The organism is Paraburkholderia sp. GAS32 (assembly GCF_050434225.1).
GTDB lineage: Bacteria > Pseudomonadota > Gammaproteobacteria > Burkholderiales > Burkholderiaceae > Paraburkholderia > Paraburkholderia madseniana.
Window position 1 is genome coordinate 1 of sequence record NZ_JBNPVS010000068.1, and the last position, 16,860, is coordinate 16,860.

General features: G+C 62.0%; 13 protein-coding genes. 10 read left to right on the plus strand and 3 right to left on the minus strand.

Annotated elements, in window-relative coordinates:
• Window positions 1–95 precede the first annotated feature (95 nt).
• Together betB and betI are read right to left on the minus strand one after the other, a co-directional pair.
• Entirely contained in the window at window positions 96–1,565 is a 1,470-nt protein-coding gene (betB, locus tag P3T25_RS44460; RefSeq protein WP_429363766.1) for a betaine-aldehyde dehydrogenase, read from the minus strand.
• 31 nt (window positions 1,566–1,596) lie between these two features.
• On the minus strand, window positions 1,597–2,184 hold the full coding sequence (gene betI / locus P3T25_RS44465; RefSeq protein ID WP_154560700.1) for a transcriptional regulator BetI: 588 nt from the start codon (window positions 2,182–2,184) through the stop codon (window positions 1,597–1,599).
• 252 nt (window positions 2,185–2,436) lie between these two features.
• On the opposite strand from betI, the gene fdhA reads away from it, so the two are divergent.
• Window positions 2,437–3,636 carry a formaldehyde dehydrogenase, glutathione-independent gene (gene fdhA, locus P3T25_RS44470; RefSeq protein ID WP_093644447.1) on the plus strand — a complete coding sequence of 400 codons (1,200 nt, stop codon included), beginning with the start codon at window positions 2,437–2,439 and terminating at the stop codon, window positions 3,634–3,636.
• A 140-nt stretch (window positions 3,637–3,776) separates the two neighbouring features.
• Here the strand turns inward: fdhA and P3T25_RS44475 are convergent, their stop codons facing one another.
• On the minus strand, window positions 3,777–4,772 hold the full coding sequence (locus P3T25_RS44475) for a GlxA family transcriptional regulator (protein ID WP_154560698.1): 996 nt from the start codon (window positions 4,770–4,772) through the stop codon (window positions 3,777–3,779).
• Between the two features lie 456 nt (window positions 4,773–5,228).
• Between P3T25_RS44475 and P3T25_RS44480 the strand changes: the two genes are divergently transcribed.
• The 9 genes from P3T25_RS44480 to P3T25_RS44520 all read left to right on the plus strand — a co-directional run bounded on the left by P3T25_RS44480 (window position 5,229) and on the right by P3T25_RS44520 (window position 16,764).
• Window positions 5,229–6,503: a serine hydroxymethyltransferase gene (locus P3T25_RS44480; protein WP_429363769.1), complete on the plus strand. Its 1,275-nt coding sequence runs from the start codon at window positions 5,229–5,231 to the stop codon at window positions 6,501–6,503.
• A gap of 18 nt (window positions 6,504–6,521) precedes the next feature.
• Window positions 6,522–7,493, plus strand: a complete 972-nt coding sequence (locus tag P3T25_RS44485; RefSeq protein ID WP_007177107.1) for a dipeptidase — start codon at window positions 6,522–6,524, stop codon at window positions 7,491–7,493.
• A gap of 57 nt (window positions 7,494–7,550) precedes the next feature.
• Complete coding sequence (locus P3T25_RS44490; RefSeq protein WP_154560696.1) at window positions 7,551–8,087, plus strand: DUF5943 domain-containing protein; 537 nt, start codon at window positions 7,551–7,553, stop codon at window positions 8,085–8,087.
• Window positions 8,088–8,127: 40 nt separating this feature from the next.
• On the plus strand, window positions 8,128–10,191 hold the full coding sequence (locus tag P3T25_RS44495) for an FAD-dependent oxidoreductase (RefSeq protein WP_429363772.1): 2,064 nt from the start codon (window positions 8,128–8,130) through the stop codon (window positions 10,189–10,191).
• A gap of 2 nt (window positions 10,192–10,193) precedes the next feature.
• On the plus strand, window positions 10,194–12,107 hold the full coding sequence (locus P3T25_RS44500) for a (Fe-S)-binding protein (protein WP_429363774.1): 1,914 nt from the start codon (window positions 10,194–10,196) through the stop codon (window positions 12,105–12,107).
• Between the two features lie 4 nt (window positions 12,108–12,111).
• Window positions 12,112–13,290: an electron transfer flavoprotein subunit alpha/FixB family protein gene (locus P3T25_RS44505; protein WP_429363776.1), complete on the plus strand. Its 1,179-nt coding sequence runs from the start codon at window positions 12,112–12,114 to the stop codon at window positions 13,288–13,290.
• Complete coding sequence (locus tag P3T25_RS44510; RefSeq protein ID WP_154560692.1) at window positions 13,287–14,078, plus strand: electron transfer flavoprotein subunit beta/FixA family protein; 792 nt, start codon at window positions 13,287–13,289, stop codon at window positions 14,076–14,078. Before P3T25_RS44505 ends, P3T25_RS44510 begins: the two co-directional genes overlap by 4 nt.
• A gap of 73 nt (window positions 14,079–14,151) precedes the next feature.
• The gene (locus tag P3T25_RS44515) at window positions 14,152–15,462 is read left to right on the plus strand and encodes an aromatic ring-hydroxylating oxygenase subunit alpha (protein WP_429363778.1); all 1,311 of its coding nucleotides are present in this window, start codon (window positions 14,152–14,154) and stop codon (window positions 15,460–15,462) included.
• A gap of 33 nt (window positions 15,463–15,495) precedes the next feature.
• Window positions 15,496–16,764: an FAD-binding oxidoreductase gene (locus P3T25_RS44520; RefSeq protein WP_429363780.1), complete on the plus strand. Its 1,269-nt coding sequence runs from the start codon at window positions 15,496–15,498 to the stop codon at window positions 16,762–16,764.
• The last annotated feature ends 96 nt before the right edge of the window (window positions 16,765–16,860 follow it).

Here is a 16,860-nt window from a genome sequence, read left to right on the forward strand (position 1 = left end):
CGCTTCAAATTCATCGATCTCTTCTGTCATTGCGATCGCCCGCAGTCTCTATTACTTCATACTACCAGGTATCGCTTTTTATTGACACAGTAAGATTAGAACACCGGTTGATACGGGCCGAGTTCGACCTGCACGGACTTGATGCGCGTGTAGTGTTCGAGCGTGGTGATGCCGTTCTCACGGCCGACGCCCGATTGCTTGTAGCCACCCACCGGCATTTCCGCGGGCGACTCGCCCCAGGTGTTGATCCAGCAGATACCCGCTTCGAGCCGATGGATCACACGATGCGCACGCGCCAGATTCTCAGTCACGACACCGGCAGCAAGACCGTAAGCGGTGTTATTGGCACGCGAGATCGCTTCGTCTTCGTCGTCGAAAACAAGGATGCTCATCACCGGGCCGAAGATTTCTTCGCGCACGATACGCATGTCGTCATGGCAGCCGGTGAAAACCGTCGGTTCGACGTACTGGCCGTTGCCGAAATGGCCTTCCGTCAGCCGCTTGCCGCCGGCAATCAGCCGCGCGCCTTCCTGCACGCCGCTCTCGATGTAGCCGAGCACTTTCTGCAATTGCGAGGCGCTGACCAGTGGGCCGAAGTTGGTGTCGACGTCCGTGGGCGCGCCGACGCGAATCCGCTTTACACGTTCCAGCACCAGCGCTTCGAACCGTTCCAGCACGCTACGCTGCACGAATACACGTGTGCCGTTCGTGCAGACCTGACCGGAGCTGAAAAAGTTGGCGCTCATCGCGATGTCGGCGGCGCGTTCGAGGTTGGCATCGTCGAAGACGAGCAGGGGGGACTTGCCGCCCAGTTCCATCGTCACTTCTTTCAACGACGAGGCGCCTGCCAGCGACATCACCTTCTTGCCCGTTTCAACACCACCGGTGAATGAAATCTTTTCGATGTCGGGATGTGCGGCGAGCATCGCCCCCATGCGGCCGTCGCCTTGCACGACGTTGAACACACCGGCCGGTACACCGGCTTCGGTATAAATTTCGGCGAGTTTCAGTGCGGACAGCGGCGTGATTTCGCTCGGCTTGAAGATCATCGCGTTGCCGGCTGCTAAGGCAGGCGCCGATTTCCAGCAGGCAATCTGGATCGGGTAATTCCATGCGCCGATACCTGCGCACACGCCCAGCGGTTCACGCCGCGTATAAACAAACGAAGAGGGCCGCAATGGAATCTGCTGACCTTCAATCGCGGTCGCCAGCCCCGCGTAATACTCGATCACGTCCGCGCCGGTGACGATATCGACCGCCCTGGTCTCCGCAATCGCCTTGCCGGTGTCGCGTGTTTCAAGCGCGGCGAGTTCGTCGTTGCGTTCACGAAGGATCTCGACCGCGCGGCGCAAGATGCGCGAGCGCTGCATCGCCGTGAGCGCGGCCCACTCGCGTTGGCCGTCGCGTGCGGATTGCACCGCGCGATCCACGTCGGCCGCTGAGGCTTGTTGCACGGCGGCGAGCGTTTCGCCCGTGGCGGGGTCGAGCGTGTCGAAGGTCTCGCCACTGGTCGCGTTGACGTAGGCGCCGCCTATGTAGAGACGTTGCGTTTCGAATACCGCCATGAGTTGCTCCTTTTCTGTAAATGTCACCGGTCTAGCTGCGTGCTTCCAGCACCAGATCGATGTATTCGTTCGCGACGCGCAGCGCCGCCTTGGTATCGAACGGCTCACCGGACAAAGCACCGCGCAGCCACAGCCCGTCGATCAACGCCGCGAGGCCGCTCGCCGCACGGCGCGCCGCCGGACGCGGCAGCGCTTTAGAAAAATCCGCACACAGGTTCGAGTTCAAACGCCGCGTGTTCACGTATTGAAGCCGCCGCAATTGCGGCTTATGCATGCTCTCGGACCAGAAAGCGAGCCACGTTTTCATGACCGGGCCGCTGGTCTGCTCGGCGTCGAAATTCGCCGCAACGACCGCGCGCAATTTCGAGCGCGGATCCGCCTTCGCTGCACGGCGGCGTCTTGACGTGGCTTGCCACAGATCGCGCAGCACATGGCGCATGGTGGCTTCGAGCAAACCGTCCTTGTCGCCGAAATAGTGACTGACGATGCCGGTGGAAATGCTCGCGCGCTGCGCGACCGAAGCGAGCGTTGCACCGGCGAGGCCCGTCTGGTCGATGGTCAGCAGGGTTGCGTCGATCAGTTGGGCGCGGCGGATTTCGCGCATTCCAAGTTTGGGCATGGTGCTGGAGGCGGCAGGCGCAGGCCGGCCGCCCAAGTGTTCGATGGGGAATACTAGTTTTTTTATATTGAACGGTCAATCAATAAAAACCGGGTTGCATCAGCGTGGGCGTCGGTTGCGCCCGGCGTGTCGGTTCCTGCCAAACCGGTGTCGTGTTCGGTACATGTCCTTTGTTTCAGCGGGCGCTACGCTCGTTGAACGGCGCGTCACGTAGAGTCAGACGCGCCGCTCACGAGACATGGAGACAGACAAATGAGCAGCAATCGCGGCGTCGTGTATCTAGGGCAGGGCAAGGTGGAAGTTCAGTCGATCGACTTTCCGAAGATGGTCGATCCGCGTGGCCGGTCAATCGGTCACGGCGTGATCCTGAAGGTGGTCAGCACGAATATTTGCGGCTCCGATCAGCACATGGTGCGCGGCCGCACGACCGCCGAGGTCGGCCTCGTACTCGGTCACGAGATCACCGGCGAGGTGATCGAGGTGGGCCGCGACGTTGAAACGTTGAAGGTTGGCGACCTGGTGTCGGTGCCGTTCAATGTCGCTTGCGGACGCTGTCCGACCTGCAAGGCGCAGCACACCGGCGTGTGCCTGAATGTGAATCCGTCGCGGGCCGGCGGGGCTTATGGCTACGTGGACATGGGCGGCTGGATCGGCGGCCAGGCCGAGTACGTGCTGGTGCCGTACGCCGACTTCAATCTGCTGAAATTCCCCGACTACGCCCAGGCGATGTCTAAAATCCGCGACCTGACGTGTTTGTCCGACATCCTACCGACCGGCTATCACGGCGCGGTGATGGCAGGCGTGAAGCCGGGCGCCACCGTCTACATTGCGGGCGCAGGGCCGGTAGGGATGGCGGCGGCCGCATCCGCGCGCCTGCTGGGCGCGGCCTGCACGATCGTCGGCGATATGAATGAGGCGCGTCTCGCGCATGCTCGCAAGATGGGTTTCCAGACCATCGACCTGTCGAAGGACGCGACGCTAGGCGAGCAGATCGAACAGATTCTTGGCAAGCCCGAAGTGGATTGCGCGGTGGACTGCGTCGGTTTCGAGGCGCACGGCCATGGCAGCAGCGGCTCGCATGAGGAAGCGCCGGCCACGGTGCTCAATTCGCTGATGGAAATCACGCGAGCTGCGGGCGCGATCGGCATTCCGGGTCTGTATGTAACGGACGATCCGGGCGCCACCGATGCCGCCGCCCGCAAAGGCAGCCTGAGCATCCGTTTCGGCCTCGGCTGGGCCAAGTCGCACTCGTTCCACACCGGGCAGACGCCGGTGATGAAGTACAACCACAATCTGATGCAGGCGATCCTGTGGGACCGCTTGCCGATTGCGGATATCGTGAACGTGACGGTTGTCTCGCTCGACCAGGCCCCGGACGGTTACCGGCAGTTCGATGGCGGCGCGCCGAAGAAGTTTGTGATCGACCCGCACGGGCTGTTGAAAGCGGCTTAAGGGCGGAAAGGGATCCTGCCTGAGACTTTGTCACGCAAGGCAGAACAGCGTGATCACGACGCATGCGTTGAGCGGGTTCCCGTTCGACGCATGTGTTGTGTTCTCAGACGGTGAAGTTTTCAATCAGTGAGGCAATCGACTCAAGCCGCCATCACCGGCGCCGCAGCCAGCGACGGCGCCTGCTTGCGCCGTTCGCGCGTCGGCGCGGTGCCGAACGCGTCGCGATAGCTCTTTGAGAAGTGGCAAGCCGACTGGAAGCCGCAAGCCATCGTGATGTGCATGATCGACATGTCGGTCTGCAGCAGCAACTCGCGGGCGCGCCGCAAGCGCAGCGTCAGATAGTAATGCGTCGGCGTCATCCCGAGATGTTCGCGGAACAGGCGCTGCAATTGCCGCTGTGACATGCCGGCGAGTCGTGCGAGTTCTTCGCGCGAAAGCGGCTCTTCGATGTTGTTTTCCATCAGCGAGATCACTTCGAAGAGCGACTTGTTGGCCGATCCAAGTCGCGCCACCAGCGGCATTTTCTGTTGGGCGCTGTTATCGCGCACGTGTTCGACGATGAACTGCTCCGCGATCTGTGTGACGCGCGCTGTACCGACCCGCGGCGTGATCAGGTTGAGCATCATGTCGAGCGGCGCCACGCCACCCGTGCACGTGACGCGATCGCGATCGATCACGAACAGTTCTTTCAGAAAGCGCGTGTCGGGAAACTCTTCCTTGAGCGCCGACATGTTCTCCCAGTGAATCGCACACGCGTAACCGGCCAGCAAGCCGGCACGCGCCAGCGCATAGGTGCCGGTGCACAGGCTGCCGAGCACGCTGCCCATGCGGGCGAAGCGGCGCAGCGCGACGAGGTGGGCAGGGGTGGTGGCGCGCTGCACGTCGATACCGCCGACCACGAACACGATATCCGGCTGACCGACACACTCGACCGGACCGGTATCGACCGAGAGGCCGTTGCTCGCCATCACCGGGCCGCCTTCGGGACTCACAATCGACCAGCGGTAAAGCGTTTGTCCAGTCAGGTAGTTCGCCATGCGGAGAACTTCGATCGCGTTGGTGAACGCGATCATCGTGAAGTTCGGCACCGGCATGAATGCAAAGTGCGACAGCGACGCCGTGCGATCGGTGGACATGGGGGAAATGAATCCTTCGAATCTGTAATGTCGCGTCGCCGTGGGGGGCGGCGACTCCTGCAATTTTGAGGACGAGCGCAACTAACGTGCCATCAGGCTAAACCCTCGGTTGCGCATCAATACAGTCGGATCGCTACACGAAAGGCACCAGAACGGAGCTACCTGAGTCCACACGCGCACTCGAACTGCGCACAACGATCAGCTGCAGTGCAGCAAAAGCGCGAACAGCTAACGATCGTTCGAAACCTGCCATCGTGACTTGTCGAAAAAGGTCGCTCATGGCGGAAAAGGCAAAGAACGCGTCTGAATTCGTAAATTGGCGCGCGGGGCGAGAGTCAAGAATAGACCCAATGCAGACCGGTGGCAGCAGGGCTTCACAGCCCGATCAGCAGCCCGCTTCATAGCCAGGCTTCACAGCCGCTTCCGGTCCTTCGCCAACCACCCCACGGACTTTCCATGTCGAACCCGAATCCTTTCTTCGAAGAATCGCTGGCCACGCGTGACGCGGCGGTGCGCGGCGCCATTTTGAAAGAGCTGGAGCGCCAGCAGTCGCAAGTCGAATTGATCGCGTCGGAAAACATCGTGTCGCGCGCGGTGCTCGAAGCGCAGGGCTCGGTGCTGACCAACAAATACGCGGAAGGATATCCGGGCAAGCGCTATTACGGCGGGTGCGAATACGCCGACGTGGTCGAAACGCTGGCGCTCGATCGCATCAAGCAGATTTTCAACGCGAAATTCGCCAACGTGCAGCCGCATTCCGGCGCGCAGGCCAACGGCGCCGTGATGCTCGCCTTGGTGAAGCCGGGCGACACGGTGCTCGGCATGTCGCTCGACGCGGGCGGCCACCTGACCCACGGCGCCAAGCCGGCAATGTCGGGTAAGTGGTTCAACGCGGTCCAATACGGCGTGAATCGCGACACGATGCTGATCGATTACGAGCAGATCGAGGAACTCGCGCAGCAGCACAAACCGGCGCTGCTGATCGCGGGCTTTTCGGCTTATCCGCGCGCATTGGATTTCGCACGGTTGCGCGCGATCGCCGATGGCGTGGGCGCGAAGCTGATGGTGGATATGGCGCACATCGCCGGGATTATCGCGGCCGGCCGCCACCAGAATCCGGTCGAGCACGCGCATGTCGTCACGTCGACCACGCACAAGACGTTGCGCGGGCCGCGCGGCGGCTTTGTTCTGACGAATGACGAAGACATCGCCAAGAAGATCAACTCTGCAGTGTTTCCGGGCTTGCAGGGTGGCCCGCTGATGCATGTGATCGCCGGCAAGGCGGTGGCGCTCGGCGAGGCGCTGCAACCGGGTTTCAAAACCTACATAGATAACGTGCTCGCGAATGCGCAGGCACTCGGCGAAGTGTTGAAGGCGGGTGGCGTCGATCTGGTCACGGGCGGCACGGACAACCATCTGCTGCTAGTCGATCTGCGCCCGAAGGGCCTCAAAGGCAATCAGGTCGAACAGGCGCTGGAACGCGCGGGCATCACCTGCAATAAGAACGGCATTCCTTTCGATACCGAGAAACCGACGGTCACGTCAGGCGTTCGCCTCGGCACACCGGCGGGCACCACGCGCGGCTTCGGCGTGAGTGAGTTCCGCGAAGTCGGGCGGCTGATCGTCGAGGTGCTCGATGCACTGCGCGATCATCCGGAAGGCCATGCCGCAACAGAACAACGCGTGCGCCGCGAAATTTTCGCGCTGTGCGAACGCTTTCCCATCTACTAAGCACGCCTGGAGCAAACGATGAGCACTCTGCACGACAACAGCATCATCATCGACGGCCTGAACATTTCGAAGTTCGAGCGTTCGGTGTTCGAGGACATGCGCAAGGGCGGCGTAACCGCAGTGAACTGCACAGTGTCGGTCTGGGAAAGCTTCCAGAAAACCGTCGACAACATCGCCGAGATGAAACAACAGATCCGCGAATACGGCGAGATCCTGACGCTCGTGCGCACCACCGACGACATCTTGCGCGCCAAGAAAGAGAACAAGACCGGCATCATTTTCGGCTTCCAGAACGCGCATGCGTTCGAAGATAACCTCGGCTATATCGAGGCCTTCAAAGACCTCGGCGTGAACGTGGTCCAGCTTTGCTACAACACGCAGAATCTGGTCGGCACGGGCTGCTATGAACGCGACGGCGGTCTGTCGGGCTATGGCCGCGAAGTGATTCAGGAGATGAATCGCGTCGGCATCATGGTCGACCTCTCGCATGTGGGCGGCAAGACGTCGTCCGAAGCGATCGCGGCCTCGAACAAGCCGGTGTGCTACTCGCATTGCTGCCCGTCGGGGCTCAAAGAGCATCCGCGCAACAAGAGCGATGAGCAACTGAAAGAGATCGCCGACGCAGGCGGTTTCGTGGGTGTGACGATGTTCGCGCCGTTCCTCAAGCGTGGCCCGGACGCGACCGTCGAAGACTATATCGAAGCGATCGAATACGTGGTGAACCTGATCGGCGAAGACCAGGTCGGCATTGGTACGGACTTCACGCAAGGCTATAGCACCGAGTTCTTCGACTGGATCACGCACGACAAGGGCCGTTATCGCCAGTTGACGAACTTCGGCAAAGTGGTGAATCCGGAAGGCATTCGCACGATCGGCGAGTTTCCGAACCTGACGGCCGCGATGGAACGCGCAGGCTGGAGCGAGACGCGCATCAAGAAGATCATGGGTGAAAACTGGGTGCGCGTGTTCGGCGAAGTCTGGAAAGTTTGATTTCCACCTTATTTTCCACGTTATCGAACGTCACCCCATAAAAAACGGAGCCCTCACATGCAACCCCAACTGCCTATCGACGTCGATCCGAACACCGGCGTCTGGACCACAGACGCGCTGCCGATGCTCTACGTGCCGCGTCACTTCTTCACGAATAACCACACGGCTGTCGAGGAAGCGCTCGGCATCGACACGTATGCCGAGATTCTCTACAAAGCCGGCTACAAGTCCGCGTATTTCTGGTGCGACAAGGAAGCGAAGCAGCACGGCATTGCGGGCATGGCGGTGTTCGAGCATTACCTGAACCGCCTGTCGCAACGCGGCTGGGGCCTCTTCACGATCACGGAAGCCGATCCGTCCAGCTCGCGTGCCCGCATTGAATTGCACCACTCGTCGTTCGTGCTTGCGCAGCCGGGCAAGGAAGGCAAACTTTGCTACATGTTCGCCGGCTGGTTCGCGGGCGCGATGGACTGGGTCAACGACACCGCGCCGGATGGACAGCGCAAGGGTCCGCCGTCCCATTCGAAGGAAGCGCGCTGCGCGGCCGAAGGCCACGATCACTGCGTGTTCGAAGTGTCGCCGCTCGCGTCGTAACAACAACGCACACAGCCTATTCATTCCGAGGTCGATCGCGATGCGTTACCCGAACCTTTTCAAGCCTCTCACGCTGAACAAACTGACTTTGCGCAACCGCATCGTCAGCACCGCGCACGCCGAGGTGTATGCGGAGCCGGGCGGTCTGCCCGGCGATCGTTATATCCGTTACTACGAAGAGAAGGCCAAGGGCGGCGTCGGCCTCGCCGTGTGCGGCGGCTCGAGCCCGGTGTCGATCGACAGCCCGCAGGGCTGGTGGAAGTCGGTGAATCTCTCGACCGACAAGATCATCGACCCGCTCGCCCGGCTCGCCGAAGCGATGCATCAGCACGGCGCGAAGATCATGATTCAGGCAACGCATATGGGCCGTCGTTCGGCGTTTCATGGCGAGCACTGGCCGCATCTGATGTCACCGTCGGGCGTGCGTGAACCGGTGCACCGCGGCAACGCGAAGATCATCGAAGTGGAAGAGATTCGTCGCATCATTTCAGACTTTGCCGCGGCCGCAAAGCGCGTGAAGGATGCCGGCATGGACGGCATCGAGATTTCGGCGGCCCACCAGCACCTGATCGATCAGTTCTGGAGCCCGCGCACGAATTTCCGCACCGACGAATGGGGCGGTTCGCTCGAGAACCGCCTGCGCTTTGGCACGGAAGTGTTGAAGGCCGTGCGCGAAGCGGTAGGCGCGGATTTCTGCGTCGGTTTGCGTATGTGTGGCGATGAATTCCATGAAGACGGTCTCGATCACGAACAACTGAAAGAGATCGCCCAGGCGATGAGCGAAAGCGGTCTGATCGACTACCTCGGCGTGATCGGTTCCGGCGCGGATACGCACAACACGCTGGCGAACTGCATGCCGCCGATGGCGCTGCCGCCCGAGCCGTTCGTGCATCTCGCGGCCGGGATCAAGTCGGTGGTGAAGCTGCCGGTGATGCATGCGCAAAGCATCCGCGACGCGGGCCAGGCGGAACGTCTGCTCGCAAGCGGCATGGTCGATCTGGTCGGCATGACGCGCGCGCAGATCGCCGATCCGCATATGGTCATCAAGATCCGCGACGGCCGCGAGGACGAGATCAAACAATGCGTCGGCGCAAACTATTGCATCGACCGCCAGTACAACGGCCTGGATGTACTGTGCGTGCAGAACGCCGCGACGTCGCGTGAAGAAACCACGCCGCACGTGATCGCGAAGACAAGTGGGCCGAAGCGCAAGGTGGTCGTGGTCGGTGCGGGTCCGGCCGGACTGGAAGCGGCGCGCGTGGCGAAGTCGCGCGGTCATGACGTGGTGCTGTTCGAGAAGAACGACTACGTCGGCGGTCAGATCATGCTGGCCGCGAAAGCGCCGCAGCGCGAGCAGATGGCGGGCATCGTGCGCTGGTTCGATATGGAAACGAAGCGTCTCGGCGTCGATCGGCGTCTCGGTGTTGCCGCCGACGAAAAAACCATCATGGCCGAGAAGCCGGACATCGTCGTGCTGGCCACGGGCGGCTCGTCGTTCACGTCGCAAGTCGCAGCGTGGGGCGTCGAAGAAGGGCTCGCGGTCAGTTCATGGGATGTGTTGTCGGGCAAGGTCGAGCCGGGCAAGAACGTGCTGGTGTATGACGGCGTCAGCACGCATGCCGGCGCGGGCGTCGCGGATTTCATGTCGAGCCGCGGCTCGAATGTCGAGATCGTCACGCCTGACGTGAAGGTTGCCGACGATGTCGGCGGCACCACGTTCCCGATTTTCTATCGGCGTCTCTATGCGCAAGGTGTGATTCATACGCCGAACTACTGGCTCGACAAGGTGTACGAGGAAGACGGCAAGAAGATCGCCGTGATCCGCAACGAGTACACGGAAGAGCAGGAAGAGCGCGCGGTCGATCAGGTGGTGATCGAGAACGGCAGCACGCCGAACGACCAGCTCTACTGGACGCTCAAGCCCGAGTCGGTGAATCGCGGCCAGGTGGACGTGCACAAGCTCTTCGCGTCGGAGCCGCAACCGTCGCTCAGCGAAGAAATCGGGAACGGCCGCTTCCTGCTGTTCCGCGTCGGCGACTGCATTTCCATGCATAACATTCACGGCGCTATCTACGACGCGCTGCGCCTTTGCAAGGATTTCTGACGATGAGCCCCGTGTTTGTCATCACCGTCCTGCTGTGGTTGTCGGTAGCGGGTCTCGCGTTCGCGCTCGCCAAACGCGCTGCCTACTGGCGCGAAGGCCGCGCCACCGCAGCGGGCGCGTACGGCTGGACCAATCTGCTGGCGATCCCGAAGCGCTATTTCGTCGACCTCCACCATGTGGTCGCGCGAGACCCGTATATCGCGAAGACGCACGTCGCGACGGCGGGCGGCGCGATCCTCGCGATGGCGCTGGTGTTCGTCAACTACGGTCTTGCGATCTACTCGCCGTGGCTCGACAAGCTGATCTTTCTGGCCGCGTTGGTGATGCTGGTCGGCGCGGTGTTCGTCTGGCGCCGGCGGCATGGCGCGAAGGCGGTTCCGGCACGGCTCTCGCGTGGGCCTTGGGATCATCTGCCGCTGCTGCTTGGGTCATTCGCGCTCGGTTTGGCGCTATTCATTGCGCTGCCGGCTGCGGCGATGTCGGGTGCTTTGGCGATTATCGTCGCGTTGCTGATCGCAGTCGGCGCGTTCACGATGACCTTCGGAGCGGCTCGCGGTGGTCCGATGAAACATGCGCTCGCCGGGCTGCTGCACCTTGCCTTTCACCCGCGTCAGGAGCGTTTTGCCGAGCGCAACGATAACGATGTCGTGCCGCCGACCGCATTGAAGGCGCCGCTGCTCGACGCGAAGGAATACGGCGTCGGCAAGCCGGTCGAGTTCCGCTGGAACCAGTTGCTGAGCTTCGACGCCTGCGTGCAATGCGGCAAGTGCGAAGCGGCGTGCCCCGCGTTTGCCGCTGGGCAGCCGCTTAATCCGAAGAAGCTGATTCAGGATCTCGTCACCGGAATGGTCGGTGGCACGGACGAAGCTTATGCCGGCAGCCCGACGCCTGGCATTCCGGTCGGCAAACACGGTGGCGCGCCGGACAAGCCGCTCATATCGAGCCTGATCGAAGCGGACACGCTGTGGTCGTGCACCACTTGCCGTGCCTGTGTGCAGGAGTGCCCGATGCTGATCGAGCACGTCGATGCGATCGTGGATATGCGCCGCAACCAGACCCTGGTCGAAGGCAGCGTACCGGGCAAAGGTCCGATTACGCTCGCGAATCTGCGCGAGACCGGCAGTTCGAACGGTTATGACATCGGCGCGCGTTACGACTGGGCGGTCGATCTGCAAGTACAGGTCGCGCAACCGGGTCGGCAGGTGGACGTGCTGTTGATCGCCGGCGAAGGCGCGTTCGACATGCGCTATCAGCGCACGCTGCGTGCGCTGGTCAAGGTGCTGAACCGGGCAGGGATCGACTACGCGGTGCTCGGCGGCGTCGAAACCGATACTGGCGACACGGCACGGCGTCTCGGCGACGAAGCGACCTTCCAGCAACTCGCTCAACGGCTGATCGGCACGCTCTCGCAGTACTCGTTCCGCAAGATCGTTACCGCCGATCCCCACGTACTGCACAGCCTGCGCAACGAATATCGCGCACTCGGCGGTTTCTACGAGGTCCAGCATCACACGGCACTGATCGAAGAACTGGTATCGAGCGGTAAGCTGTCCCCGAAGGCGGTCGCCGCGTTCGCGGACCGCAAGATCACGTATCACGATCCGTGCTATCTGGGCCGCTATAACGGTGAGACGGAAGCGCCGCGCCGTTTGCTGAAATCCATCGGCATCAAGGTGGTCGAGATGGAACGCAACGGTATGCGTGGACGTTGCTGCGGAGGCGGTGGCGGTGCGCCATTGACTGACATCCCCGGGAAAAAACGCATTCCGGACATCCGTATCGACGACGCCCGCGCGATCAACGCGGAGATCGTCGCGGTGGGTTGCCCGAATTGCACGGCGATGCTCGAAGGCGTGGTCGGCCCGCGTCCGGAAGTGCTGGACGTCGCCGAACTGGTTGCAGCGGCGCTGGAGTAACGCCATGAACAATCTCAAACGAATCGATCCACGCCGGCCGTTCACGATTACGGCCGATGGGCTCAGGCGCATTACGCTTGGCATGACGGCTGTTGCCGGCTCGACGGAACTCGTGGCGCATGGCTCGACGGGGTCGGCGCATCGCGAGCACGCAAAACCGCGCCGCACGACGGCTGCAGCGCAGCGTGTGCTGCTGGTGGCTGCCCACGCGGACCGCGGCGCGCTGGACGATCACGCGCGCCAGACCCTGGCCGCCGCTGCGCTGATCGCGGACGCGACAACCGAAGTCGTACTGCTCGTATTCGGTGAGTTCAGCGGCGACGCCGCCGCGCTCGGTGCCGACAAGCTGATCGAGTTGCCGATGTTCGACCGCCGCGTTTTCGCGCCGCTCGACGAGCTGAACGCACTGGCCGCGTGCGTCGCGGCCTATGCGCCGGCGCACATTTTTCTGCCCGACAACGCCACTGGCGATGGCGATCTCGGCCGCCGTTATGCGGCCGCCGCGAACGCAAGCGTCGCGACACATGTCGTCGAAATCGATGCAGCACATGTCGCGGCTTATATTCAGACGAATACGACGTTCGCCTCACGCGCGCTTCCTGAGGTCGTTTTGCTCGCACCGAACGCGGTCGATCCGAAGTTGCCATTTGTCGGTGCGGGTGAGCGAGTGGTGTGGCGTTTCGATGGCGAGCCGGCGTCGTCCAAAGGCATCGTGCGCGATCTTGGCATCGAGGAGATCGACGCCGCCCAGCTCGCGCTCGAAGAGGCGGATTTCATCGTCTCGGCAGGCAACGGCGTCAGCGATGTGCCCGCGTTCGAGAGCCTCGCGGCCACATTAGGCGCTGCGATCGGCGCAAGCCGCGTCGCCGTGGACGACGGCAAGTTCACCCGCGACAAGCAGATTGGCGCCACCGGCAAGACCGTCGAAGCGAGCGTCTATATCGCGTTCGGCATTTCCGGCGCGGTTCAGCACCTGCAGGGCATCAAGGATTGCCGGCACGTGATCGCGGTGAATCTTGACGCCAGCGCGCCAATCGCCAAACGCGCCAATCTGACCGTCATCGCCGACGCGCAGGAAACCATCGCGGCGCTGAATGAAGCCGCGGCGGCTGCACGCACGGCACGCGGCACGGGGGCTGCGCTATTGAATTCAACGGCTGTTGCGGAAGGAGCGCTTGCATGAAAATCGCCGTACTGGTTTCTGTGGGGCGGCACCCGGTCAGCGGCACCGCGCGCTACAGCCGCAACGACGCCGCCGCGCTGACGATAGCGCTCTCGCTCGCCAAAACGCACGGCGCGACGCTCGACGTATTGCACGCGGGCGATCCGTCGAATCCGGCGCTCAAGGAATATCTGGCACTCGGCGCGCGCACTGTCGAGGTGCTGGAAGTGCCGGCAACGCCTGAATGGCGAGGCGATGCGCTAGCACCGCTCGCCGCACGTCTACGCGGCTACGACCTCGTATTGACCGGCACCCGTGCCGAAGGCGCCTTCGATAGCGGCATGCTGCCGTATCGCGTCGCCAGTGCGCTTGAGTTGCCGTTGGTCGGCGCAGCGGTTGATCTGACGATTCGCGACGGCTGCGCCGAAGTCCGGCAATTCATGCCGAAAGGCTTGCGCCGCCGCGTCGAAGTGCGGCTGCCGGCCTTGATCGCCGTGCATCCGATGGCCAACACGGCGCCGAGCTACGCCTATGCAAGGTTGCGCGAAGGCACGATCCGTCCAGTCGCGACAGATGCGTCCGGACGCGCGGCCTCAGCTAACCCCGACGAACCCGCCTGGACAATCCGTCCCGCGACCGCCAAACCGGTGCGTCTCGCCGCCGCCGAGAAGCGCTCGGGTCATGCCCGCATGCTCTCGGCCACGACGACCGAAAGCCGCGGTGGCAGCGTCGTAATTGAAGGGAGTTCCGTCGAAAAAGCACAAGTGATCCTCGCGTATTTGCGCGAGCATCAACTTGTGGATTACTGATTTCCGGTTCGGGCCAGCATGCGACCAGGAGGGCCTGGCGCAGCGCCAGACGTGACATGCAACGGAGCACACAATGAAAGTTTCGGCAGACGTTCGCGCAATGATCGAACGCCGCAAAAAGAATCACACGCTGGAAGCGCCGTTCTATACGGGCGACGAGATTTTCGCGCTCGACATGGAGGCGATCTTCCGCAAGCACTGGATTCAGGTCGCGGTGGAACCGGATGTCCCGGAACCGGGCGACTACATCACGGTGGAAATCGGTAACGATTCGATTCTGATCGTACGCGACGACGACATGGAGGTGCGGGCGTTCCACAACGTTTGCCGCCATCGTGGCGCGCGTTTGTGCAATACGGACAAGGGTTCGCTCGGCAATATCGTTTGCCCGTATCACAGTTGGACCTACAACCTGAACGGCGATCTGATGTTCGCCGAGCATATGGGCGATCAGTTCGACCGCTGCAAGCACAGCCTGAAAGCGGTGCACCTCCAGAATCTCGCCGGTCTGATCTTCATCTGTCTCGCGGATGAGCCACCCGCCGACTTCGCCGTGATGCGCGCCGCGATGGAACCGTACCTGCTGCCGCACGATCTCGCCGGCTGCAAGGTCGCAGCGACGATCGATATCATCGAAGAGGGCAACTGGAAGCTCACGATGGAGAACAATCGCGAGTGCTACCACTGCGTCGCGAATCATCCCGAGCTGACGATTTCGCTTTACGAATACGGTTTTGGGTATCAGCGCACGCCCGCCAACGAAGAAGGCATGGCCGCGTTCGAAGAGACCGTGGCGCGCCGTACCGCGCAATGGGAGGCGATGAAACTGCCGTCGGCGGAAATCGACCGTCTGGCGGATCTGGTGACGGGTTTCCGCACGCAACGCCTGCCGCTCGATCGCGACGGCGAATCGCAGACCATGGACGCGAAGGTGGCCTCGAAGAAGTTGCTCGGCGGTTTCGAGCAGGCCGACCTCGGTGGTCTCTCGTTCTGGACGCAACCGAATTCGTGGCATCACTTCATGAGCGATCACATCGTCAGCTTCTCGGTGATTCCGCTGTCGGCGGGCAAAACGCTGGTGCGCACCAAGTGGCTCGTCCACAAAGATGCACGCGAAGGCATCGATTACGACGTGAACAATCTCACGGCCGTGTGGCGCGCCACCAATGACCAGGACCGTGCGCTTGTGGAGTACTCGCAACGCGGCGCGACCAGCAGCGCCTACGAACCGGGTCCGTACTCGCCGTTCACCGAAGGCCTCGTCGAGAAGTTCTGCGAGTGGTACATCGGCCGTATTGCGGACTACAGCAATGCGCCCCAAACCCATGATGCCGGCGATGCGCCGGTTTCGCACGGCGAAAAAGTCGTGTCTTTCATGCGCTGAGCGCGATACCGCAACCAGGAGCGGGAGAAAATAATGATGCGCGATCAGGCGACGCTTCAGCTCAGGCCCGAGCCGGCTCCGAACCATGAGGCTTCAAGCCGCGAAACTTCAAGCCGGGTCACGCGGCCGCGGTTCTGGGAGACGTTGCCGGCGCGTTGGAACAGCGATACCGACGAGACGCTGGTGTGCTGCCAGGTCCGTCAGGAAACGCACGACGTCAAGAGCTTTTTTTTTCGCGCACCGTCCGAGCGGGCGTTCGTGTTCGAGCCGGGGCAGTTCATCACGCTGGAGTTGGAGATTGACGGCGAGGCCGTAAATCGCTGCTATACGATCTCCTCGCCGCCCACGCGCCCGCACACGATCTCCATCACCGTGAAGCGTGTGCCGGGCGGAAAGGTATCGAACTGGCTGCACGACAATCTGCACGCGGGTATGGAGGTTCGTGTGCTGGGGCCGTCCGGCGAATTCACCTGTGCGCGGCATCCGGCGCGTAAGTTTCTATTCTTGTCGGCGGGTTCCGGCGTTACGCCGCTGATGTCGATGAGTCGCGCGCATCACGAACTCGGTGAGGATAGCGACATCGTGTTCGTGCACAGCGCCCGCACGCCGGACGACATCATCTTCGCGCGCGAACTCGATCTGATTGCATCGAATCAGGCCAATTTTCGCACGGCGTTTGTCTGTGAGCGGCTTGGTGCGCGCACGAATTGGCCAGGCGTCACCGGTTTTCTGACCTTGCCGCTGCTTAAACTCATCGCGCCGGATTTTCTCGATCGCGAGATTTTCACCTGCGGTCCGGCGCCCTACATGCAGGCAGTCCGTCATTTGCTGGACGAAGGCGGCTTCGATCGCAGCCATTACCACGAGGAAAGCTTCTCGTTCGAGACGATCAGCGAAGTGGCCGCGCAATTGACGACTGCGCATGTCGGCGATGCATTGCAGGCACCCACAGCTAGCGCGGAGAGCTTTGTCGAAGCGCGTGAACACGCGGCTGGATTTGCACCCGCGCAGGTGCCGGTCACGCCGGTGGAAATAGAAACGACGTTCAAGGTGAGTTTCGCCAAAAGCAACCGCGAGATCGAATGCGGCAGCGGCCAGCATGTACTCGACGCGGCGAAGAAGGCCGGCATACGGCTTCCGTCCTCGTGCACGCAGGGTATGTGCGGTACCTGCAAGGTGAAGCTGGTGTCCGGCGAAGTCGCAATGAAACACGCCGGCGGGATTCGTCAGCGCGAAGTCGATCAGGGCATGGTGCTGCTGTGCTGCAGCAAGCCGTTGAGCGATCTCGTCGTCGATAAGTAAGACAAGAGCGGGACCCGGACTCGCGGTCGCGGTCGAAGTCGCCTGCGGACAACTGGATGTCGGAAAACAACGCTACCCGGCAATTCTGGTTGGCGA

Coding starts and splice junctions, on each gene's coding strand:
- betB (WP_429363766.1), bottom strand. CDS start 1,565: ATGGCGGTATTCGAAACGCAACGTCTCTACATAGGCGGCGCCTACGTC.
- betI (WP_154560700.1), bottom strand. CDS start 2,184: ATGCCCAAACTTGGAATGCGCGAAATCCGCCGCGCCCAACTGATCGAC.
- fdhA (WP_093644447.1), top strand. CDS start 2,437: ATGAGCAGCAATCGCGGCGTCGTGTATCTAGGGCAGGGCAAGGTGGAA.
- P3T25_RS44475 (WP_154560698.1), bottom strand. CDS start 4,772: ATGTCCACCGATCGCACGGCGTCGCTGTCGCACTTTGCATTCATGCCG.
- P3T25_RS44480 (WP_429363769.1), top strand. CDS start 5,229: ATGTCGAACCCGAATCCTTTCTTCGAAGAATCGCTGGCCACGCGTGAC.
- P3T25_RS44485 (WP_007177107.1), top strand. CDS start 6,522: ATGAGCACTCTGCACGACAACAGCATCATCATCGACGGCCTGAACATT.
- P3T25_RS44490 (WP_154560696.1), top strand. CDS start 7,551: ATGCAACCCCAACTGCCTATCGACGTCGATCCGAACACCGGCGTCTGG.
- P3T25_RS44495 (WP_429363772.1), top strand. CDS start 8,128: ATGCGTTACCCGAACCTTTTCAAGCCTCTCACGCTGAACAAACTGACT.
- P3T25_RS44500 (WP_429363774.1), top strand. CDS start 10,194: ATGAGCCCCGTGTTTGTCATCACCGTCCTGCTGTGGTTGTCGGTAGCG.
- P3T25_RS44505 (WP_429363776.1), top strand. CDS start 12,112: ATGAACAATCTCAAACGAATCGATCCACGCCGGCCGTTCACGATTACG.
- P3T25_RS44510 (WP_154560692.1), top strand. CDS start 13,287: ATGAAAATCGCCGTACTGGTTTCTGTGGGGCGGCACCCGGTCAGCGGC.
- P3T25_RS44515 (WP_429363778.1), top strand. CDS start 14,152: ATGAAAGTTTCGGCAGACGTTCGCGCAATGATCGAACGCCGCAAAAAG.
- P3T25_RS44520 (WP_429363780.1), top strand. CDS start 15,496: ATGATGCGCGATCAGGCGACGCTTCAGCTCAGGCCCGAGCCGGCTCCG.